The organism is Micromonospora sp. S-DT3-3-22 (genome assembly GCF_015354745.1).
Lineage (GTDB): Bacteria > Actinomycetota > Actinomycetes > Mycobacteriales > Micromonosporaceae > Micromonospora > Micromonospora wenchangensis.
In genome coordinates this window covers 1-21,086 of the sequence record NZ_JACGMO010000072.1, presented here as the reverse complement: position 1 = coordinate 21,086, position 21,086 = coordinate 1, and the positions used below count along the sequence as shown (strand labels likewise).

Below are 21,086 nucleotides of genomic sequence, written 5' to 3'. Positions count from 1 at the left end.
TGCGGCCAAGTTTTACATCCTCGATCTTCCGCCGGTAACCGGCTGACCGTCTTTGTTAGGGGAGGACCAGTGAAGACTCGCCTGGGTGCCGCGTTGTTCGGCATCGGCGTGCTGTCGCTCGCGGTCGCCGCGGGAACGGCGTACTACGTGGCGCCGTCGGTGACGAAGCTGCCGTACGACCTGACGTTCTGCAACGCGGACGGCAAGCCGGACGGCTGCCTGCGGGCGAGCGTCGCGGTCGCCGACAACGCCACCTACATGCAGGTGCTCGACGGGAAGCCGACGATCCAGACCGGGCAGCTCAAGGCCACCACCGAGGTGGTGCCGCAGGCGGCGACGACCGAGAAGGAGATGACCGGCGACCTCAAGGGCGAGGCGGTCGTCTGGGACGTCTACGGCACCGTCGTGCGGACCGACAACGGCTCCGACGTCAGCAAGTACGCGGCCGAATTCGCCCTGGACCGGGTCAGTGCCGCCGCCCGGGACTGGGACAAGCAGTACCTGGACACCGACGGCCCGAGCGGCACCGACGACTCGGTGACCTTCGCCGGGCAGACCTACAAGTTCCCGTTCCGCGCCGAGCGGCGGGACTACACCTTCTTCGACCGGGACCTGCGCCGGGGGCTGCCGATCGCGTTCGACGGCACCGAGCAGGTCGACGGCACCGAGGCGTACCGGTACGTGCAGCAGATCCCGGAGACCGACCTGGTCACCCCGGCGGGTTCGCTGACCGCGTTGGCCGGTGCGCTGGCTCCGGGGGCGACCACCGGCAAGGTCACCTACAGCAACACCCGGACGATCTGGATCGAGCCGGTCAGCGGCAACTTCGTCAAGGTGCGTGAGCAGCAGCGGAAGAACTTCGTGCCGAACCAGGGCAGCCCGGTGACCCTGCTGGACGCGGACTTCGTCTACGACGAGGCGACCATCGCCAACAGCGTGAAGTCGGCGGGCGCGACCCGGGACAAGCTCCAGTTGATCGGCCGTACCCTGCCGGTCGGGCTGGCCGTCTTCGGTGGCCTGGTGCTGCTGCTGGGGCTCTGGCTGGTCGTCGCCGGGCGGCGTGCCGTGCCGGCCGGCGGCCCGGGGGCGGCCGGTGCGGCTGCGGCGGCCGACGTCCCGACCCGTGAGGGGAGGGCCGAGCCGGCGACCGTCGGGCGGTCGGGTGGCCCGCTGACCGACGAGATCCCGCCCGCGTCGACGAACTGGCGGGGCGAGTCCGGCTCGCGCTGACCACGTACGTCGGCACACCAGGGCGGGTCGGGTCTCCCGGCCCGCCCTCCGCGTCCGCCCGGTGACCGTCCGCGTCCGTTACGAAATCGTAACCCGTCGATGGTTTGTCAGCTCAGCGTGAGGGGTGGCGCCGGATTTGACGCTATCTATCCGGTCGGCGGCGGGAGGTCGGTTGTACCCAGCGTGAGTGCGGCGACCGCTCCCGGCGATCGACGGTTACCGGTCGGTAGGTGGGGTCTTGTGAGCCACGCCTCAGCGGGTGCACCATCAGGCGCACATTCGTTACCCGTCGGTAACAGATCTTCCGGCCCGGTCGGCGGCCCGACCGGCTCCCACGACCGGCACCAGCCTGAGGAGGAATCCGTGCAGAATCGGACCGACGAGCCGGGGCGTACCCGGTGGCGGCGCTTCGCCGCGATGATGGTGCCCACGACGGCCGCCGTGGGCGCCATCCTGTTCGGCATGCAGAGCGGGGCCATCGCCTCCGACATCACCGTCTCCGGGCAGACCTTCAAGATCGGTGCCGAACGCCTGGAGGGCGACGGCTTCACCCAGTACGGCGGCATCGTCAAGGAGAAGAACGGCAAGGTCCACCCGGTCGCCCTCTCCGAGATCAGCAGCGCCCAGCTCTACAAGCTCTGCCAGTCCGTCCGCGCCGACCTGCCCGGCCTGCCGGTGGTGCTGACCATCAACGCCGGTGACGACAAGCCGGCCACCGCCAAGAACATGATGATCGCGATGGACAGCCTGGGCGGCAACGCCACCTTCACCAACATCCGCATCGGCCGGGACGCCACCGACCTCAACGCGTCGGCACAGGCAGGCTCGTTCGGCCAGGACGCCCAGCACGTCACCATCACCGACCTGCGGCAGGTGTCCCGCTACACCACGGCGGCCACCTTCAACCTGACCGGCCTGCGGCTCAAGGTGAACGTCGGCGACGCCGCCAAGGGCAAGGAGTGCTTCGCGGACGAGTGAGCCGTACCCGACGACGCCGGGACGGGCCCCTCGCGTCACCCCCGCCGGACAGCAGGGGCCCGGCCCGCCCCACCCCGAACCCCATCCGCCCAGGAGGAGCACGTGACAAGCGCGCAACCGCCGTACGCCCCGGCCGGCCCCGGTCGCGGGTGGCGGAGCTTCCGCCGGTGGCGACGGAGCCGGCCGTTCTGGGGCGGCCTGCTCACCGTGCTCGCCGGGGTGGAGATGTTCGCCTCCACCAGGATGACCCTCAACGGGCTGAGCTTCTCCTCCGGCGCGACCGGGCTCTACTCGCTGCTCATCCCGATCATCCTGGTCACCTGCGGGCTGCTGCTCTGGTTCAGCCCCGGCCAGCGGCTGTTCTACTCGGTCGTCGCGGCGGTCACCACGGTCTACTCGCTGATGGGCCTCAACCTCGGCGGTTTCTTCCTCGGTCTGCTGCTCGGCCTCGTCGGCAGCGCCCTCGGCTTCGCCTGGACCCCGATCCGCCCCGCCCCACCGCCCGCCACCGACCCCGACGCGCCGACCGCCGCCGGACCCCACCCGGACGCCGACCCCGGAGCCGACGACGGGTTCGACGCCGACGGCCGGCTCGGCTTCTTCGGCGGCTCCGGGGTGGACACCGCCGCGCCGCGTGACCCGGCGGAGGACCCGGCCGGCGGGCGGGACCCGCGCCACCTCGGGGTGGCGCTGCTGGTCCTCGGCCTCACCGCCGGCGCACTGGTGGCCGCCGCGCCGAAGCCGGTACGGGCCGCCGCGCCGAGGCCGGCACCGACCGCCTGCCCACGGCCGGTCCCCACCGGGACCGCCGCCCCGCGCCCCTCGGCCACCCGGACCGCGACCCCGACGGTCACCCCCGGCACGGCCGGCCCGTCCCCGTCCCCGTCCCCGTCGCCGGACGGCAACCTGCTCACCGACCTCCTGCACGGCCTCGGTGACCTGTTCACCGGCGGTGGGAAGACCGATCCGACCGCCACCCCGTCGGCGGGCCGCACCCCGTCGCCGGGAGCCGGGGCGACCCCGGAGGCCACCCCCACCACCCGACCGAAGCCCACCGCCACCCGCCCCGCGAGCCGCTGCACCCCCGCGAAGCCCACCCGCCCCGGCACCGTACGGCCGGGACGGCCGTTGCCGAGGATCGTCGCCGAGCCGGGGCAGCCGAGGGTGGCCCGGCAGCCGTCCAAGCTGACCGGAACCCGGGTCACCATGACCGGGCTGCGGTTCGAGGGCATCGTCGACCTGCCCACCTCAGACGGCACGCTCAAGGCGTTGAAGTTCAGCATGAGCCGGGCCGTCACCGCCGACTTCAGCCTGGTCGCGGACGGTCCGGCGGGCCGCCACCAGCGGTACGTCACCGACGAGCTGACGGTGCAGGGCGATGTCGCGTTCTACGCCACCCGGTTCGTCGGCAAGCTGCTCGGCATCACGGTCACGCTGACCCCCGACCTGCCGTTCCCCGACGGCATCCCGATCACCTCGCCGATCCCGATCACCTTCACCGACCCGGCGATCGACCTGGCGTTCGTCGACTCCGACACGCTGACCGCCCGACCGGCACTGGCGTTGAGCCTCTCCTGACCCTGCTCCCACCCCCACGGTGCGTCGGGGGCGGGCATCCGCCCGCCCCCGACCACCCGTCGCACCCGCCGGCCGGCGGTACGGTTCAGAGCCGGGCCAGGGCCCGGCGCAGCGGGTCGAGCCCCAGCGCACCCAGGTCGAGCGCCTGCCGGTGGAACTCCTTCAGGTCGAAGTCGGCGCCCTTGCGGGCCATCGCCTCCTCCCGGGCCTGGAGCCAGATCCGCTCGCCCACCTTGTACGACGGCGCCTGCCCCGGCCAGCCCAGGTAGCGGTTCAACTCGAAGCGCAGGTTCTCGTCCGGCACCCGGCAGTGCGCCCGCATGAACTCCCAGCCCAGCTCCGGCGTCCACCGCTCACCCGGGTGGAACCCGAACGGGTTGTCCCGGGGGATCTCCAGCTCCAGGTGCATGCCGATGTCGACGATGACCCGGGCCGCCCGGAACGCCTGCCCGTCGAGCATGCCGAGCTTGTCGCCCGGGTCCTGCAGGTAGCCCAGCTCGTCCATCAGCCGCTCGGAGTAGAGCGCCCAGCCCTCGCCGTGGCCGGAGACCCAGCACAGCAGCCGCTGCCACCGGTTGAGCAGCTCCGCCCGGACGGCGGTCTGCGCGACCTGGAGGTGGTGGCCGGGGACCCCCTCGTGGTAGACCGTGGTCACCTCGCGCCAGGTGGAGAAGTCGGTGACGCCCTGGGGCACCGCCCACCACATCCGCCCGGGGCGGGAGAAGTCCTCGCTCGGCCCGGTGTAGTAGATCGCCCCGTCGCTGGTCGGGGCGAGGCAGCACTCGATCCGCCGGACCTGCTCGGGGATGTCGAAGTGGGTGCCGTGCAGTTCGCTGATCGCCTTGTCGGCCAGCGCCTGCATCCAGTCCCGGAACGCCTCCTTGCCCTGGATGGTGCGGGCCGGGTCGGCGTCCAGCACGGCCACCGCCTCGTCGATGGTGGCACCCGGGCCGGCGATCCGGCCCGACACCATCCGCATCTCGGCCTCCAACCGGGCCAGCTCCGCGAAACCCCAGGCGTACGTCTCGTCCAGGTCGACCTTCGCGCCGAGGAAGTACTGCGAGGCCAGCTCGTACCGTTCCCGGCCGGCGGCCTGCTTGTCCCGCCCCCGTGGGACCAGTTCGGTACGCAGGAACTGGCCGAACTCGGCGGTCGCCGCCGTCGCCGCCGCCGCGCCCCGGCGTAGTTCGGCGCCGAGCGTGCCGTCGGTGTCCAGCCGCTGCACCAGCCCGTGGAAGAAGTTGTCGCCGTGCGGGTCCGTCCAGACGTCGCACTGCTTGGCCACCTCGGTCAGCTGCACCTTGGAGCTGACCCGGCCGGCGGCGGCGGCCTCGCGCAGCGTGGTCTTGTAGCCCTCCAACGTGGCGGCGAAGCGGTTGAGCCGGGCGGCGACGGCGGCCCGGCCCTGCTCACCCTCGGTGGGCATCAGGTCGAAGACCATCCGGATCTCGTGCAGCCCGCTGGCGATGACGTTCACCTCGCTGGTGATCTCGCCCGCGTCGTGCCGGGCCAGCTCCAGTCCCAGGCGCTCCTGCATCGCCTCCTTGGCGGTCCGCTCCGCCTCGGATTCCGGCTCGGTCACGTCCAGGTCGGTGAGGGTGCGCCGGGTCAGTTCGGCCCGTGCCTCGTAACCGGCGGGCGAGAGGTCGTCGAGCTGGTCGTCGTAGCCGGCGATGCCGACGTAGGTGGCGCCGGTCGGGCTCAGTTGCGCCCAGTCGGCCACGTACCGGTTCGCGAGGTCATCGATTCGTCCCACGCTGCGACCCTACGTGACCGTCGGGGCCGGTTGTCGAGTGTGTTTGCCGAGCCGGGGTGATCGACCCGTCGGGGCCGTGGTTGCGGCATCCGTGGTGCTGCGACACCGCAACGTCGACCCCCAGGAGTGGATCATCCGCCGGCGCGGGCGCGGGTCCAGTCGAGCAGGCGGTCGGCCGGCCAGGTGTTGACCACCCGGTCGGCGGGGATGCCGCACAGGGCGGCCCGGACGCAGCCGAACCGCTGCCAGTCGAGCTGCCCGGGGGCGTGCGCGTCGGTGTCGATGGCGAACCGGCAGCCGGCCTCCAGGGCGCGGCGGATCAGCCGCTTCGGCGGGTCCTGCCGCTCCGGCCGGGAGTTGATCTCCACGGCCACGTCGTGTTCGGCGCAGGCGGCGAAGACCGCGTCCGCGTCGAAGTCGCTCTCGGCGCGGGTCCGCGCCCGGTGCCCCCGGTCACCCGGGCCGGTCACCCCGGCCGGCCGGGACGACACCATCCGCCCGGTGCAGTGGCCGAGGATGTCCAGGTGCGGGTTGGCGATCGCGGTGAGCATCCGGCGGGTCATCCGGGCCCGCTCGTCACGCAGCCCGCTGTGCACCGAGCCGACCACCACGTCGAGCCGGGCCAGCAGTTCCTCGTCCTGGTCGAGGGTGCCGTCGGCGAGGATGTCCACCTCGATCCCGGTAAGGATGCGGAACCCCTCGGGCAGCGCCGCGTTCACCGCCGCCACGTGGTCGAGTTGCCGGCGCAGCCGGTCGGCGGTGAGGCCCCGGGCCACCGTCAACCGGGGCGAGTGGTCGGTCAGCACCACGTACTCGTGGCCGAGTTCGACCGCGGCGAGCGCCATCTCCTCGATCGGTGACCCGCCGTCGGACCAGTCCGAGTGGGTGTGGCAGTCGCCGCGCAGCGCGGCCCGCAGCGCGCCGGCCGCCCCGTCGAGGTCGACGCCCTCGGTGGCGACCAGCCGGCGCAGGTAGACCGGTTCCTCGCCGGCCAGCGACTCGGCGACGCAGCGGGCGGTGACGTCACCGACGCCGGGCAGGTCGGTGAGTGTGCCGGCCCGTACCCGCTCGGTCAGTTCCGCCGCCGGCAGCGCGGCCAGGGCGGTCGCCGCGCTGCGGAACGCGCGTACCCGGTAGGTGGCCTCGTTGGCCCGCTCCAGCAGGAACGCGATCCGGCGCAGGTCGGCGACGGGGTCTCTGGCGCTCATGGATGGCAACCTACGCGCCCGCGCCGCCGGTCGGGGGACGACCGGCGGCGCGGGGTGTACGCGGGGGAGGCGGATCAGGAGTACGGCAGCTTCACCACCGACTGGTTGCCGGTGCCGAGGGTGGACGGGTTGACGCCGATCGCCGACCAGACCTCCACCCTGACCGTGCCGCCGGAGAGGTTGCCCAGCGTGCCGGTGGCCGAGTGCAGGCCGGCGTTCTGCGTGTAGTGCTCGTAACCGGGCACCGGGTCGGTGGCGAAGTACCGGTACGTCTCCACCCGGTCGAAGGTGCCGTCCCCGGTCAGGTCGTAGGAGACCCGGGCCTGCACCCCGTTGCCGACCGACTGGCCGGCGTCGAGGAACAGGTCGAACCCGGTCTGGCCCCCGGTGTAGGCGAGGTTGAGCCGGGTCGCGGTGAACACCACCGGGTTGCTGGGGGTGCCGTCGTGGTTCGCGCCCCCGGAGCCGGCGATGGTGGTCGTCGCCGCGCTGCCGGCGGAACCGAGCCCGCCACCGGGCAGCAGGAACCGGGTCGGCGAGCCGGCCGGCGGGGTGGTCGGCGGCGGGGTCGGGCTGGTCGGGGTCGGCGACGGCCCGGTCGGCGTCGGGGTCGGGGTGGGCGACGTCGTCGGGGAGGTGGTCGGCGTCGGGCTCGGGTTGGTGCCGCCCGCCGCGTTGCCGCCGCTCCAGGTGTACGCCCCGGTGGTGGCGGTCTTCCCGGCGGCCACGGTGAGACCGGTCCCGTCGGAGAACCGTACGGTCAGCGGCGCGGCGGTGATGTTGCTGGCCACGTAGGTGCGTGCGCCGTTGTGGTTGAACACGGCGGCCAGCGGGTGGTTGGCGGTGACGGTGGTGTCGACCTGGCCGAGCGCGGCGAGGTTGCGGACCCAGTGGAAGGTGTGCGCCCGGCTCTCGCCCTCCTCCGGGGTGTAGCCGGGGTTGGCCCGCAGCTTGGCCAGCGCCGCGTCCGGGTCACCGAGGGCGAGGAACTGCCAGAGGATGTCCTGCCACACGGTGGGTTCGCCGCCGTTGTTGCGGACCAGTTCGGCGTAGTTCGCCTTGTTGTAGGCCGGGCGGTAGCCGAGGTAGAGGTGGCCGCCGGTGACGGGGAGCATGTTGATGCCCTGGATCATCTCCGGTTCGGCGCTGAACCAGGTCGCGTACGCCCCGCCGTCGCCCCAGACCATGCCGACGGTCGAGTGCCCGAACGCCGCCGGGTAGTTCTCGTCGTCGACGTCGAACCAGTATTCCTGGATGGCGGCGGCCTGGGTGGTGTAGATGAACACGCCCGCGTCCCGCACGGCGGTGTTGCCGGTGGCCTGACCCCACTGGATCAGCGCGTTGGCGAAGTTCATCCCCTCCGACGAGGACTCCTGGTTGTTGCCGGCGTTGAACGAGCCGTGCCCGGAGGCCCAGTCGTGCCCGGCGTAGATGTCGAAGTCCCGCAGGTAGGGGAAGCGGGTGTCGGACCGCTGGTAGTTGTTGGCGTCCCGGATGAGCAGGTCGACCATGCCGCCGTACTGGCTCTGTGCGGCCCACGCCGGGTCGAACTTGGCCAGCGTCGCCGCCGCCGCGATGAAGTACCCGTAGTGGAAGTGGTGGTCGTTGAGTTCCTGGTCGGACCCGTACGACGCCGGGTAGCCGATCAGGGTGCCCCAGTTGCGGTCGTAGTAGAAGACCTTCGCGGTCTTGCCCGGGGTGGCGGTGAACCAGTCGGTCAGGGTGCCGCGGATCGCGGCCAGCGCGGCGTTGCGGGTCTCGGTGTCACCGACCTGGTCGGCGATCTCGGCGATCCGGGCGGCCCGGCCGAGGCCCTTGCCGGTCCAGTAGGTGTCGCCGCCGCGCTGGTCCATCGGGTTGCCCCGGACGGCGGCGAGCTGCTCCTTGAGCTGGGCCAGGTCGGAGCCGGAGCCGGTGGCCACGGCGGGCACCTCGGGCAGGACCCCGTGGAACTTCATGGCGGTGCGGAAGGAGGCCACCCCGGTCAGCACCTTCATCCGGCCGCGCGCCGACGGGTAGGTCTGGGTGAGCGGGGTGCTGCCGGTGAGCGCCTTCCACTGGTGCGGGTAGAGGCTCACCACGGTCTGCGTGGCGGTGCCCTCCCGGGCGGTGGTGGTGAACGAGTACGTGGTGTTCACGGTGCTGGTCGCCGGGTCGTAGGTGTAGCCGACCCGGGTGCCGGTGACGTGCGCGTGGGCGTACCGGCCGTAGCTCGTGGCGAGCGAGGCGCGGGCGGTGGCGTCGGCGGTGGGCGGCAGCAGGGCGATCGAGAAGTAGCCCTTGCCGGCCAGGGTGGAGGTGATCCGGCCGTTGGTGACGGTCCAGGTCGCGCCGGTCGGGGCGTACCCGACGTAGTCGTGGCCCCGGACGGTGAAGCCGATGGTGCCGCCGCTGTTGGACCAGACGGTGGCCGCGCCGCCGGTCGGGTTGATCTGGGCGTCGCCGCCGCTGGCCTGGAAGTAGGCGAACGGCAGCCCGTGGCCGATGGTGGCGCGCAGGGTCCGCGCCCCGTCACTCCAGTACGGGGTGACCGTCCAGTCCGTCCAGTCGTCGACCTTGACCACGGGTGCGCCGAGCGCGGCCACGCCGACCCGGATGTCCTCGGTGTACGTGTACTTGAACTCGCCCACCCCGGTCGAGGTGCCGGTGACGGTGGCGGCCGACGGCGCCGAGAAACCGAGCCCGTCGGTGAACGTCTGGTAGGACACCGGGTGGGCGTGCAGCGGCTCGCTGTAGGAGCAGTTCGTCTTCTTCCACAGCAGCGACGACCACCAGTCGTTGGTGGGGACCGGCCCGGCGGGGGCGTTCGCGGTGGCGTACTGGCGGGGGTTGGTGGACAGGTCGCCGCAGCCGCTGGGTAGCGGGCCGACCGGGTCGGTGGTGTAGCTGCCGGCACCGACGGTGGCCGCCTCGGCGGGGGCGTCGGCGGTGGTGAGGGTGAGGCCGCCGACGAGGACGGTCAGGGCGGTGGTGGCGGCGAGCACCCAGGGGGCGCGGCGGCGGGGGACGGGAGGTGTCATCGTGCCTCCTCCGCGCGGGGCGGGTGGGCCAACTGCGCGCGGTTCGTCGGAATTCGAGGGTTTCATGGGTCGAGAGAGCGCTCTCTCTGCCCCGGACGTTAACCGACGGGTAATACCTACGTCAATGCGTGCGGCCGATGACGCCGCCGCCGACCCCCGGTCAGCCTGCGCCGGAGGAGCCGCGCGGCGCGCGCGGGCAGCCGTGCTCACGCTCCCAGGCGGTCACCGCCGACACCGGCGACCGGTTGCCCTTCTTCCGCCACGAGTCCAGGTACTTCGCCGGCCACACCACACCCCGCCGGATCCACCAGTCGTCGTGCCCGGTGCACTTCGGCGACAACCCGAAGTGCAGGTGACAGACGTTGTTCGCGTTGCCCGTCCGGCCCACCTCGCCGAGCCGCTGCCCGGAGCGCACCCGGACCCCGGCCTCGATGCCCGGGTCGACCACGCTCAGGTGCGACCCGTAGTACCGCACCCCGTCGTCGCCCAGCAACGACACCGACAGGCCACCGTTGTACGGCCCCAACGGCCCGCTCTTGCGGAACCGGTCCACCCGGCTCACCTCAAGGACCGCCCCGTCGGTGACCGCCACCACCGGCTCACCGCAGTCGGCGAAGATGTCGGTGCCCGGGTACCCCGAGTGCGTCGGGTGGTAGGCGACGTTGCCCGCCCGTACCGGGAAGACCCGGCGCAGCGCCGCCGCATCCGGCGTGGCCGACGGCGACGCGGTCGCGGTCGGCCCGGCGGTGCCCGAGGGGGTGCCCGCCGGGACCGTCGGGGTCGCCGGCTGGTCGCCCGTCGCCACCGCCGACGGGCCGTCCCAGACCGGGCCCGCGACCGGCTCGTCCGTCCCGCACCCGGCCAGCACCGCCGCCACGAGCAGCAGGACGGGGTACGCCGGACGGGTGCGCCGTGGGCCGGGCCGCAGCAGGGACATTCGGACATCCTGACAGACGGCTACCGTGGAGGTCGCACCGACAGCGGCACCCGGCCGACGACGGCTCCCCGCAACGGCCCGGCTGACCGTTACCGGCCGGCAGCGGTGCGACGGGTTCCGTCCGGCCGGAGGGGAGCAGTGACCATGACGAACCACCAGCCCGGACGCGTCCCGTACGCCGCCTCGGGGCTCTTTCCCGCCGGCCCGCCCCGCCGGCCGACGTGGCGGGAACCACACCCCGTCACCGGCGCGGCGGTGGCCTCCGGCGGCGCCCTCGCCGCCGCCTGGCTGGTGCTCTTCGGCCTGCTCGGCCACGACGTCGGAAGCTACGCCTGGTGGACGGTGATCGCCGGCGCGCTCGCCTGGCTCGCCGCGTTCGCCCTGGTCCGCTACGGCGACCGGGGGGCCGGCGCGGGTGTGGCCATCGTCACCGCCGGTGGCTGGAGCATCGCGTTCGCGATCGTCGTGGTGCGGTGGGCGGTCAGCGCGGACTGGCCGATGTGGTGACCCAGCGTCGTCGCGCGGCTTCGTTTGCCGCACCATCTTGACGTACCCGCTGTGACTGGGGACGCTCTTCGGTATGGCCTGGAACACCCCGCGGCTCGACTCCGAGCGGAGCCGCCGCCGCCTCCAGATTCTCGCCGAGCTGGCGGGAGCCCGCGCGGTACGCCAGCGGGAACGGCCGCAGCGGGAACGCACCGAGCGGCTGCGCCAGCTCATCGCGACCCGCCGCCGCGTCGCCGGCTGACGAACTTTCCCCGGATTGCCGGCCCTTCGGGGCGTTGAGCGGTCGGCTGCCGACCCGACCGGTTAACGTGCACGCGTAACGAGTCGGCTGTGCCGAGGTCTTTGGGGGAACCATGTCGTACTTCGCTGCCGCCGTGGTGCGCGACGAGGGCGGCTGGAACGCCGCCGAGGTGAACCTGCGCGGGGCCACCGACATCGACGAGGTCGCCGACCGGCTGCGCGACGTCGAACCCGACGCCGACGTGTCGCTGCTCTTCGTCGAGGCCGACGACGCGTATCTGGTGGTGCTGCGCCTCGACGAGGGGGAGGACCTGCGGGTCTTCGGCTCCGACTCGGCCTACGCCGAGGAGTCCCGGCTCGGCGCGCTGCTCGTCGGCGACCTCAAGACGTCGGTCACCGGCCTCGACGACGTCGACGAACCGCCGTCGGCCACCGCCGGTGGTGGCGACGAGGAGAGCGAGCAGCCGGTCGTCGACCCGGAAGCCGACCCGGTGGGCGACGCCGACATCCTCGCCGACCTGGGCATCTCCGCCCAACGCCTGCTCAAGCTCTGCGCCCACGAGGGCATGCTCCCCGCCGACGTGACCGCCGAGGTGTGCCAGGTGCTCGGCTGCGCCGACGAGGTCGAGGAGCTGCGTGAGGTCTGACCCTCCATACCCCGACGACGCCACCGCAGGGTCGTCCGGGGCCGGAGGTGGCCCGGCGTGGCCGGGTGCGGCCGGGCCGGTCGACGCGACCGATCCCGCCCTCGGCACCGTACGGCCCGGGCAGCCCACGCCCGGCGCGATCGGGCGGGTCGGTCCCGGGGCGACCGAGCGGTTGGCCGGGCCGGATTCCGTCGGCCGCCGACAGCGGCACGAGCGGTGGATGCGACGCGCCCTGGAGATCGCCGTCACCGGTCCGGACCTGCCCCCCGCCGGGCCCGACGGGGTGGTGGGGGACGTGCCGGTGGGGGCGGTGGTCTACGGCCCGGACGGCACCGAACTGGCCGTCGGCCGCAACGAACGGGAGCTGACCGGGGACCCGACCGCGCACGCCGAGGTGCTCGCGCTGCGCCGGGCCGCCGCGCGGTCGGGCCGGTGGCGGCTGGACGACTGCACCCTGGTGGTCACCCTGGAGCCGTGCACGATGTGCGCGGGCGCGCTGGTGCTGGCCCGGATCTCGACAGTCGTCTTCGGTGCCTGGGAACCCAAGACCGGCGCCGCCGGATCGCTCTGGGACGTCCTGCGCGACCGCCGGCTCAACCACCGCCCCGAGGTGTACGCCGGGGTCCTGGAGACCGAGAACGCCGCCGTCCTGCGGGCCTTCTTCCGCTGATCCCGGCCCTTGATCGACCCAACGGGGCCGATGTTGCGGTATCCGCGCCCCGGCGACACCGCAACACCGGCCCCCTTGTGAGCCGTCAGGGCGGCGGTCAGGAAGCGGCGACGGTGTCCAGGGCGATCTCGACCATCTGGCCGAAGGTCTGCTCACGCTCCTGGGCGGTGGTCTTCTCGCCGGTCTTGATGTGGTCGCTGACCGTCAGCAGGGTCAGGGCGCGGGCCTTGAACCGGGCGGCGATCGTGTAGAGCGCGGCCGACTCCATCTCCACCGCCAGCACCCCGTAGTCGGCCAGGGTGTCGTACAGGTCGGGGCGGTCGGTGTAGAAGGCGTCGGCGGCGAGGATCGGACCGACGTGCACGGTGATGCCGCGCCGCTCGGCCACCTCGACCGAGGTACGCAGCAGCCCGAAGTCGGCCACCGGGGCGTAGTCGATCAACCCGTCGAAGCGCATCCGGTTCATGTTCGAGTCGGTCGACGACCCGATCGCCGCGATCACGTCCCGGAGCTGGAGGTCCTCGGTGAGCGCGCCGCAGGAGCCGACCCGGACCAGCGTCTTCACGCCGTACTCGTTGATCAGCTCGTGGGCGTAGATGGACGCGGACGGCATGCCCATGCCGGAGCCCTGGACGGAGACGTCCACGCCGTTCCACCGCCCGGTGAAGCCCAGCATGCCCCGCACCGTCGAGTAGCAGGTGGCGTCCTCGAGGTAGGTCTCCGCGATCCACTTGGCCCGCAGCGGGTCGCCCGGCATCAGGACCCGCTCGGCGATCTCGCCCGGCTTCGCGCCGATGTGCGTACTCATGGCAAAGATCCTGCCAGGCCGGCCCGGGGCATACCGGTGCGGCATCCGAACCGGTGTTCCTGTACCCTCGTCGGCGGTGGCGTGTCCGAGTGGCCTAAGGAGCACGCCTCGAAAGCGTGTGAGGGTTTACGCCCTCCGCGGGTTCAAATCCCGCCGCCACCGCTCGTGAACAGCGAGAACGCCCGGTCGATCCGTGAGGATCGCACCGGGCGTTCCGCGTTTGCCGGACCGGGCCGGCCCCTGGTCGGAGCCGGCCCGCGACCGGGTCAGGAGGTGCCGGCGTTCCGGTGGCTCAGCCGGTAGGTGGCGGTGTTGCCGTCGGTGTCCAGCAGCACGGTGACCGGGCCGGGAGGCAGTGCGCAGGTGACGGTGCCCTGGGCGGCGCGGTCCGTCCCGCACGTCGACCGGCCCGTCCCGTCGAAGACGGTCAGCCGGGCCCGGCCGGTGCCGGCGGTGCGCGCCCAGGTGAGGGTCTGCCGGGCGGCGTGCTGGTCGGCCGGGACGGTGAAGCAGGCCGCGAGGCGGTCCGGGCCGGTGGTCACAGTGGTGTCCGTGGTGTCCCGGGGCAGCGTCGGGCAGGCCGGCGCGTCGGTCCGGGCGAAGCCCACCGTGTACGCCAGCTGCGTCACGAAGGTGTGCCCGGTGAGCAGCGCCGAGTGCGGTGCCGGGCCGTCCAGTTCGCAGCCGTGCCAGGTGTACCACCAGAGGCTGCACTCCGCCTCGCCGTCCGCGTCCACGATGTCGACGTTCAGCTCGGCGTCGACGGGCAGCAGCGTGGCGATCGACGCCCCGGACGGGGTGGGCAGGACCAGGCAGTCGATCTGGCCGGAGGTGTCGATCCGGCCCCGGTGCGGCGCGTCGGCCCAGCCGGCGTCGGAGACGGGTGTGCACCCGGTCGGCCGCAGCGGCAGCAGGGACACCGCGAACTCGGTGGTGCTGGTGGCGTCCACGCTGGCCAGCAGAGTGTGCCGGCCGGCGGGCAGCGGGCAGCGGACCTGGGCGCAGACCGTCCGGCCGGCGGTGTCGAGGACCCGGGCGAACGTGGTCACGTTGTCGCCGTGCAGGGCGGTCACCCGGTAGACCCCGGCGGCCGGGACGTCCAGGATCCGGCACGCGACCGGGGCCGGGGCGCCGGTGGGTGCCGTGCCGTAGCTGCCGGGTCGGACCGTGGGGCAGCCCACCGGGTCGGAGATCCGCCGGATACCCAACGGGTACGTCTCGGGGGCGTTCCCGGTCCACTCCCGGTATGAGATCACCCGGTAGTCGCCGTCGGCCGGGAGCACGCAGCCGACCTGGTCGGAAGGCTCAGTGCAGATCCGTTCGCCACCGCTGTCCATCGTCCAGCGTGCGCCGGACACGATGACCCGTTCACCTGCCAGGCCGGTGAAGGGATGGCAGTTGGTCTGTACCCGGGCGAGCTGGCGTACCTGGAGGGCCGGTTGGTCCCAGGGGGTGTAGCCGGTGTTCGGCGCGCATCCGTCGGCCCGGTCGAGCGGGTTCAGTGCCACCTCGTACCGGTGGGTCCGGTCGGCGTAGCGGGGGCTGCCGACCAGCAGGGTGTACCGGCCGGCGGCCGGCACGGCACAGACCGGGATGCCCTCCCGGGCGCAGACCTCAGCGCCCGTGGCATCCAGCACCTGCCAGTCGAAGCTGGTGGCGTCGAGGCTGACGGCGCGGACGAGCAACGGCCGGGCCGCGTCGGTGCTGAAGGTGTGGCAGGTCGTCTCGCCGGCCGGGGTAACGCCGCTGTTCACGGCGCTGCCCGGGTCGCCGTACCGGGCGAGCGGCAGGCTCTGGCAGCCCGCCGGGTCGGACAGCCGCCGAGCCTTGACCAGGTGGGTGCCCTCCTTGCCGTACTGCTCCCAGCTCAGCAGCCGGTAGGGGCCCGGCCGGTCGAGCCGGCAGTCACCTCCGCCGTAGGTCAGCTCGCAGAGCGTCAGCTGCTGCCCGTCGAGGATCAGCCCCCGGATGTCGCGCGGACCGCCCGGGTCGGCGAACCGCAGCAGCGCGCCGCGCGGCTGGTCGAACAGGTGACACCGGGCGGCCGCCCCGGCCGGCAGTGTCACGGTGCTCCCCGGCGACCCGAAGTCGAACAGGTCCACCGGCAACTGCCCGCAGCTCGACGGGGTACGCGTCGACTCGGCTGCGATCGTGTAGTCGCCCCGCCCGGTGGAGTACGGCAGTTGCAGGCTGATCCGGTACGCCCCGGCGGCACCGACCCGACAGCGGTTCGCGTCCACGCCGAGCCGGCAGAACTCCCGGCCGGTGGCGTCGGTGACCCGGCCACCGACGGAGTCCCGCCCGGTGCCCCGACCGAGCTGGATCAGCAGCAGGTCGTCGGCCGCGGTGGTGGTGACGGTCCAGACGTCCTGCGCCTGGTCGACGATCGCGGTGCAGGTGACGACCGTGCCGAGGGCCAGACCGCCGCCGCAGCGGGAGCGGGGTGGCTTGGGCTGCCGGACGATGGTGGTGGACCGGGTACGTGGCTGTTCGGTGCTCAGCCCGGCGGCCTGCGCACCGGGGGCCGGGGTCGCCGCCCGGTGCGGCACGGCCCGCTCGGCTGCGGGGACCGGCACGTCCCGGTCCGGTGTGTTCCGGCCGGATGCGGCGGCCGGCGTCTCCCGGGCCGTGGCGGGCGGCGGCGGAAGGTCCGATGTGGCGGGTGCCGGCGAACGGGTCGCCCCGCTGTCGGACGAACCGACCGCCGCAGCCGGGGTCGGTGCCCCGTCACCCGTGGCGATCGGGCCTACGGCCAGGGTCGAGACGAGCAGGGTGACAAGCGCGAGGCGCGGCAGTGACGTCCCAGCCCGGATTACCGGGCGGGACATGACAGTGCGTGACATCTATCCCCCGTGACTTGCCACGCCGACTGCGTGGCCAGGAGATGTTCTCATCGGGACCGGTCACGGACAATCCACGTCGTGGTCGGAGTTCAGCAGGGGCTGTGGCCCTCGTCGAAGAGGCGGCGGGCCCAGTCGGCGTACCCGGCGATGATCTCCCGGACGGCCGTGCCGTCGTGCAGGAAGAGGTACCCCCGGTCGCCGTCGCGGGTGAGCAGCCCGTCGAACCGGTACGTCCGCTGTGGAGCGCGCAGCCGGACCGCCGACGGGTAGCGGGCCAGCACCTCCCGGACGGGGGTGCCGACGGTGATCCCCTCCGGGGTGCTCATCGGGTCGTCGAGCCAGAGCAGCACCAGCCGGCCGTCGACGAAGATCGGGCTGGCCGTACCGTGCCCGACCAGCGTCGTACCGCAGGTGTCGGCGTCGGTGTGCAGCACCCCGCGCCGGGTCAGCTCGGCCTCGGTGTCGCCGAACGCGGCCCCGGCCACGCCGTGCAACCCGACCACCTGGCTGACCCCGATCGGTCGGGCCGGAACCTCGGGTCCGGACGGATGGCTGCCACTGCCCGCAGCCGTGGCAGCCAGAATCAACGCCGCAAGAACGGCAAATTGTCGTAATTTCATGGAATCCCCCAGTCCCCAACGGGACCGGGGCGTTCAGGTTGCTGGTCTACCCCGAATTCCTGCTCCTCCCATTCCTCGGCCAGCTCGTCCCAGTAGTCGGCGGTCAGCCCCCGCCGGCCATGGGTCAGCCAGCCGGCCGTGTTCCGCTCCAGGTGCAGGCCCAGTTCGGCGAACGGGTCCAGCCACCGGCCGGGCTCCACGCCGAGCCGGGCCAGCGCCGCGTTGATCGGCCACTCCCCGCGCGGCAGCGTGAAGGTACGGTCGAAGCTCGGCCCCCAACTCAACCGGCCGCCCAACCAGACCGCCGACGCCTGGTGGCCGAGCCCGCCGGCGAACTCCGCCTCCAGGTACGCCACCGGACCCCGCCGCGACCAGCTATCCAACAGTCCACCCAGGGCCGGCGAGATCACCAGCTCGAACGGCTGCTCGGCGGTGGGCTCCCCGGGGTGGTAGTCCGGCAGCGTGCCGGTCAGCTCCTCGACCAACTGCGGAGTCACCGGCAGCAGCGCGAAATCCTGCCGCAGGGCGGCCAGCACCGCGTGATCCAGGTCGGCGGTCTGCTCGCGGAGCAGCTCGACGTCCGCGACGACCGCGCTGAGCTGGTAACTCATCCGACCCCCCGCCGTCCACACCCTGTGGATAGCACATGTGTACGACGGAACTGGAGGCCGCCGTGACTGCCCGCACCGTACCGATCCGGTACGAGAATCCCGCCGAGCCCCGGCGTGCGCGCGGTCAGTCGTGTTCGGCGGCGATCTCCCGCAGCAGCCCGGCGAGCAGTTCCGGATGGGAAAGCAGCGGATGGTGCCCGGTCGGCAGCTCCACCGTGCGCCCCGCCCGAGCCGCCTGGGCGCGCTGCACCTCCGGCGGGGTGGCCCGGTCCCCGGCGCAGACCACCGCCGTCGACGGGGTCGACCGCCAGCCCGCGTAGCGGACCGGGGTGGTGAGCGCGGCGGCATTCTGCCGGACCAGCCGGGTCATGGCGCCCTCCACCGCCGCCTCGTCACAGTCGTGCAGGAACAGTGGTGGGACCAGTTCGGGCCGGGCCGCGAACGTGCCGTCGGGGAAGAACTCCAGGTGGGGCGCGGGTCCGGCGGGCCCGAGATCGGCCAGGGACTCACCCACGTCGGGCAGGAACGAGCTGACGTAGACGAGGTGCCGGACGTCCCCGGCGTCGGCCGCCGCAGTGGCGACCACCCCGCCGTAGGAGTGACCGACGAGGATCGTCTGCCCGCCGTCGCGCAGGACCCGACGGGTTTCCTCGACGTCGTCGTCCAGCCCCGCCCGCCGGCGCGCGTCCGGCAGTTCGCCGCAGCTCGGTAGCCGTACCGCGACGCTCGTCGTACCGCCGGCCGCGAGCAGCGCGTCGACCCGGGACCACCACCACGCCCCGTCGCGTACGCACGCCCCGTGCACGAAGACGATCCGCATCGCTGCCTCCCCGACCGGGCCGCTGTTGCGGAGAACCCTAGGGGTCGGGGCGGGGGCCGGGGTGACCGTTCTGCCGTGGGCATAGCGCGGCGCGACCTTGGCCGGGTGTCCGTGGAAACGACGAAGGGTCGGCTCCCGAACGGGGCCGACCCTCGCGTTGGTGCTGCTCAAGAGAGCGGAGGATACGAGATTCGAACTCGTGAGGGTTTTATCCCAACACGCTTTCCAAGCGTGCGCCCTAGGCCTCTAGGCGAATCCTCCGCGAGCCAGGATACAGGTCCCCGGCGGCCGGGCCACCCCACCACCCCCCGAAGATCCACCCGGGGTCGGGTAGGGTGGGCGGTACCTCCCGTGCGGCGGTATCTCGTGAACCTCCCCAGGGCCGGAAGGCAGCAAGGATAAGCGAGCTCTGCCGGGTGCACGGGAGGCCTTTTTGTCTCCGCCCACCGGTACCGTACCTGCGGGTCGGGTCCCGGGGTGGTGGGTGGTCACCCGCGCCCGACCGGCGCAGAATGGCTCGGTCGAGAGGAGGCGGGGCGAGTGACGCTGGCGCTCTACCGCAAGTACCGGCCGCGCACCTTCGCCGAGGTCATCGGCCAGGAGCACGTCACCGAGCCGTTGTCGCAGGCGCTGCGCAGCGGTCGGCTCAACCACGCCTACCTGTTCTCCGGCCCCCGGGGCTGCGGCAAGACCTCCAGCGCCCGGATCCTGGCCCGTTCGCTCAACTGCGAGCAGGGCCCCACCCCGGAGCCGTGCGGGCAGTGCGACTCCTGCCGGTCGCTGGCCGTCGACGGCTCCGGCTCGATCGACGTCATCGAGATCGACGCGGCCAGCCACGGCGGCGTCGACGACGCCCGTGAGCTGCGGGAGAAGGCGTTCTTCGCGCCGGCCCGCAGCCGGTTCAAGATCTACGTCATCGACGAGGCGCACATGGTCTCGTCGGCCGGCTTCAACGCCCTGCTCAAGCTGGTCGAGGAGCCCCCGGAGTACGTCAAGTTCATCTTCGCCACGACCGAGCCGGAGAAGGTCCTCGGCACGATCAAGTCGCGGACCCACCACTACCCGTTCCGGCTGATCCCGCCGAAGGTGCTCCGGCCGTACCTGGAGCAGCTCGCCCAGGCCGAGGGGGTGACGGTCGATCCGGCGGTCTTCCCGCTGGTGGTGCGCGCCGGTGGTGGCAGCGCCCGGGACAGCCTCTCCGTGCTCGACCAGCTCATCGCGGGCGCCGGCCCGGAGGGGGTCAGTTATCCCCGGGCCGCCGCGCTGCTCGGCGTCACCGACTCCGCGCTGATCGACGAGATGTGCGACGCGCTGGCCGCCGGGGACGGCGCGGCGGCGTACGCGACCGTCGACCGGGTGGCCGAGGCCGGTCACGATCCCCGCCGGTTCGCCGCCGACCTGCTGGAACGCCTGCGTGACCTGATCGTGCTCCAGCAGGTGCCGGACGCCGCCGGCAAGGGCCTGATCGACGGTCCGGCCGACCAGATCGAGCGGATGGCCGCCCAGGCCCAGCGGCTCGGCCCGGCGACCCTGTCCCGCTGCGCCGACATCGTGCACAACGGCCTGGTCGACATGCGCGGCACCACCGCTCCCCGGCTGCTGCTGGAGCTGATCTGCGCCCGGATGCTGCTGCCCGGCGTCGACGACTCCACAGGTGGCCTGCTCCAGCGTCTGGAACGGATGGAACGCCGGCTCACCCTGGGTGCCGTCGACCTGCCGCCGGCCGCCGCCGGCTCCGCACCTCCCCCCGCCCCCACCGAGGTACGCCCCCAGCCCGCCCCGGCCGTCGCCGACTCCCCGGCGGCTCCGGGAGCCCTCACCGGGGCGGCTGCCGCGCGGGCCGCCGCTGCCCGCCCCGGATCGTCCCCACCGGCACCCGCCGCGCCGACGTCGGGTGGCACACCGGTCGCCGACGCGGCTCCGGTACGCCGTCCGGTGCCGCCGTCGGCGGTGCTGCCCGATCCGGCGACGCCCGAGCCACCCCGTCCGGGCAGCGACCCGGTGGGTGCGCTCGACGCGGTGGCCGTCCGGCGGGCGTGGCCGGAGGTGGTCGGCAAGGTCAACCGGACGAACAAGCGGATCGCCGCCCTGATGCGGGACGCCGTGGTCCGGGACCTCGACGGGGACACGCTGGTGGTGACCGTGAAGTCGGTGGTGCTGGCCAAGATGATGGCCGACCACGCCCGGGTACTCACCGACGCGCTCTACGAGGAGTTGGGCGGTCGCTGGCAGATCCGCTGCGAGGTGGCCGGCGAGCGGGGCGGGGTGACCCCCGGTGGTCCGTCCCGTCCGGCCCGCCCGTCCACGCCTCCCGCCGACTCTCCGCCCGGCCCGCCCGACGGTGGCGCCACCCCCCAGCCGGCCCGTCCGTCCGCCGGCCCGGACGCCGGTTCCGGTCCCTCGGGCGTGCCCGGCGGACCGGCGGCCCGGCCCGACACCTTCCCGCCCGCTGACGCGACCGGCGCGAACGGCGGGCCCAACGCGCACGGCGCGGCGGGCGGGGCCGGCCCCGGTGGCCCGCACGGGGTGCCGGGTGCTGCCGGTGCGGTGGACGGCTCGGGCGCGGGCGGGGCGACCGCCGTGGCGGTGCGGGCTGGCGACCCGCAGGCGCAG

General features: G+C 73.2%; 17 protein-coding genes, 2 tRNA genes and 1 other RNA gene. 10 read left to right on the top strand and 10 right to left on the bottom strand.

Annotation, left to right across the window (positions count from 1 at the left end; all coding sequences use genetic code 11):
- Positions 1-69: 69 nt before the first annotated feature.
- From H1A17_RS20495 to H1A17_RS20485, 3 genes are all read left to right on the top strand, one after another.
- The gene (locus H1A17_RS20495) at positions 70-1,230 is read left to right on the top strand and encodes a DUF3068 domain-containing protein (protein WP_145922201.1); all 1,161 of its coding nucleotides are present in this window, start codon (positions 70-72) and stop codon (positions 1,228-1,230) included.
- Between the two features lie 363 nt (positions 1,231-1,593).
- The gene (locus H1A17_RS20490) at positions 1,594-2,208 is read left to right on the top strand and encodes a DUF6230 family protein (protein WP_145922200.1); all 615 of its coding nucleotides are present in this window, start codon (positions 1,594-1,596) and stop codon (positions 2,206-2,208) included.
- A gap of 102 nt (positions 2,209-2,310) precedes the next feature.
- The gene (locus tag H1A17_RS20485; protein WP_194822680.1) at positions 2,311-3,786 is read left to right on the top strand and encodes a DUF6114 domain-containing protein; all 1,476 of its coding nucleotides are present in this window, start codon (positions 2,311-2,313) and stop codon (positions 3,784-3,786) included.
- Positions 3,787-3,871: 85 nt separating this feature from the next.
- Here the strand turns inward: H1A17_RS20485 and H1A17_RS20480 are convergent, their stop codons facing one another.
- The 4 genes from H1A17_RS20480 to H1A17_RS20465 form a co-directional block, all read right to left on the bottom strand.
- Complete coding sequence (locus tag H1A17_RS20480; protein WP_194822679.1) at positions 3,872-5,542, bottom strand: DUF885 domain-containing protein; 1,671 nt, start codon at positions 5,540-5,542, stop codon at positions 3,872-3,874.
- A gap of 131 nt (positions 5,543-5,673) precedes the next feature.
- Complete coding sequence (locus tag H1A17_RS20475) at positions 5,674-6,750, bottom strand: PHP domain-containing protein (RefSeq protein ID WP_194822678.1); 1,077 nt, start codon at positions 6,748-6,750, stop codon at positions 5,674-5,676.
- A 74-nt stretch (positions 6,751-6,824) separates the two neighbouring features.
- Positions 6,825-9,770, bottom strand: a complete 2,946-nt coding sequence (locus H1A17_RS20470) for a glycosyl hydrolase (protein ID WP_194822677.1) — start codon at positions 9,768-9,770, stop codon at positions 6,825-6,827.
- Positions 9,771-9,930: 160 nt separating this feature from the next.
- Positions 9,931-10,707, bottom strand: a complete 777-nt coding sequence (locus H1A17_RS20465) for a M23 family metallopeptidase (protein ID WP_194822676.1) — start codon at positions 10,705-10,707, stop codon at positions 9,931-9,933.
- A 144-nt stretch (positions 10,708-10,851) separates the two neighbouring features.
- Here H1A17_RS20465 and H1A17_RS20460 point away from each other — a divergent pair, with 144 nt between their 5' ends.
- The 4 genes from H1A17_RS20460 (at position 10,852) to H1A17_RS20445 (ending at position 12,771) form a co-directional block, all read left to right on the top strand.
- Positions 10,852-11,214 carry a hypothetical protein gene (locus H1A17_RS20460; RefSeq protein WP_194822675.1) on the top strand — a complete coding sequence of 121 codons (363 nt, stop codon included), beginning with the start codon at positions 10,852-10,854 and terminating at the stop codon, positions 11,212-11,214.
- 73 nt (positions 11,215-11,287) lie between these two features.
- Positions 11,288-11,455, top strand: coding sequence for a hypothetical protein (locus H1A17_RS20455; protein ID WP_168222581.1), 168 nt, complete (start codon positions 11,288-11,290; stop codon positions 11,453-11,455).
- Positions 11,456-11,567: 112 nt separating this feature from the next.
- Positions 11,568-12,101, top strand: a complete 534-nt coding sequence (locus H1A17_RS20450) for a tRNA adenosine deaminase-associated protein (RefSeq protein WP_145922193.1) — start codon at positions 11,568-11,570, stop codon at positions 12,099-12,101.
- Between the two features lie 220 nt (positions 12,102-12,321).
- On the top strand, positions 12,322-12,771 hold the full coding sequence (locus tag H1A17_RS20445; RefSeq protein ID WP_145923089.1) for a nucleoside deaminase: 450 nt from the start codon (positions 12,322-12,324) through the stop codon (positions 12,769-12,771).
- A 97-nt stretch (positions 12,772-12,868) separates the two neighbouring features.
- On the opposite strand, the gene deoD is transcribed toward H1A17_RS20445, so the two are convergent.
- Positions 12,869-13,579, bottom strand: coding sequence for a purine-nucleoside phosphorylase (deoD, locus tag H1A17_RS20440; protein WP_194822674.1), 711 nt, complete (start codon positions 13,577-13,579; stop codon positions 12,869-12,871).
- Between the two features lie 75 nt (positions 13,580-13,654).
- Between deoD and H1A17_RS20435 the strand changes: the two genes are divergently transcribed.
- Positions 13,655-13,741 (top strand) — tRNA-Ser (locus H1A17_RS20435).
- Positions 13,742-13,845: 104 nt separating this feature from the next.
- On the opposite strand, the gene H1A17_RS20430 is transcribed toward H1A17_RS20435, so the two are convergent.
- The 5 genes from H1A17_RS20430 to H1A17_RS20410 form a co-directional block, all read right to left on the bottom strand.
- Positions 13,846-16,155: a hypothetical protein gene (locus H1A17_RS20430; RefSeq protein ID WP_194822673.1), complete on the bottom strand. Its 2,310-nt coding sequence runs from the start codon at positions 16,153-16,155 to the stop codon at positions 13,846-13,848.
- A gap of 356 nt (positions 16,156-16,511) precedes the next feature.
- Positions 16,512-17,006 (bottom strand): hypothetical protein, encoded by a 495-nt coding sequence (locus H1A17_RS20425; RefSeq protein ID WP_370517100.1) that lies wholly within the window; start codon positions 17,004-17,006, stop codon positions 16,512-16,514.
- Positions 17,007-17,038: 32 nt separating this feature from the next.
- Positions 17,039-17,653: a hypothetical protein gene (locus H1A17_RS20420; RefSeq protein WP_145922172.1), complete on the bottom strand. Its 615-nt coding sequence runs from the start codon at positions 17,651-17,653 to the stop codon at positions 17,039-17,041.
- A gap of 124 nt (positions 17,654-17,777) precedes the next feature.
- Positions 17,778-18,473 carry an alpha/beta hydrolase gene (locus H1A17_RS20415; protein WP_145922171.1) on the bottom strand — a complete coding sequence of 232 codons (696 nt, stop codon included), beginning with the start codon at positions 18,471-18,473 and terminating at the stop codon, positions 17,778-17,780.
- A gap of 176 nt (positions 18,474-18,649) precedes the next feature.
- Positions 18,650-18,734: transfer RNA gene (locus tag H1A17_RS20410), tRNA-Ser, on the bottom strand.
- A gap of 82 nt (positions 18,735-18,816) precedes the next feature.
- Here H1A17_RS20410 and ffs point away from each other — a divergent pair.
- Together ffs and H1A17_RS20400 are read left to right on the top strand one after the other, a co-directional pair.
- Positions 18,817-18,906, top strand: an RNA gene (ffs, locus tag H1A17_RS20405) — signal recognition particle sRNA small type.
- A gap of 107 nt (positions 18,907-19,013) precedes the next feature.
- Positions 19,014-21,086: DNA polymerase III subunit gamma and tau (locus tag H1A17_RS20400; RefSeq protein WP_194822672.1), on the top strand; the 2,073-nt coding region annotated here is incomplete at its 3' end.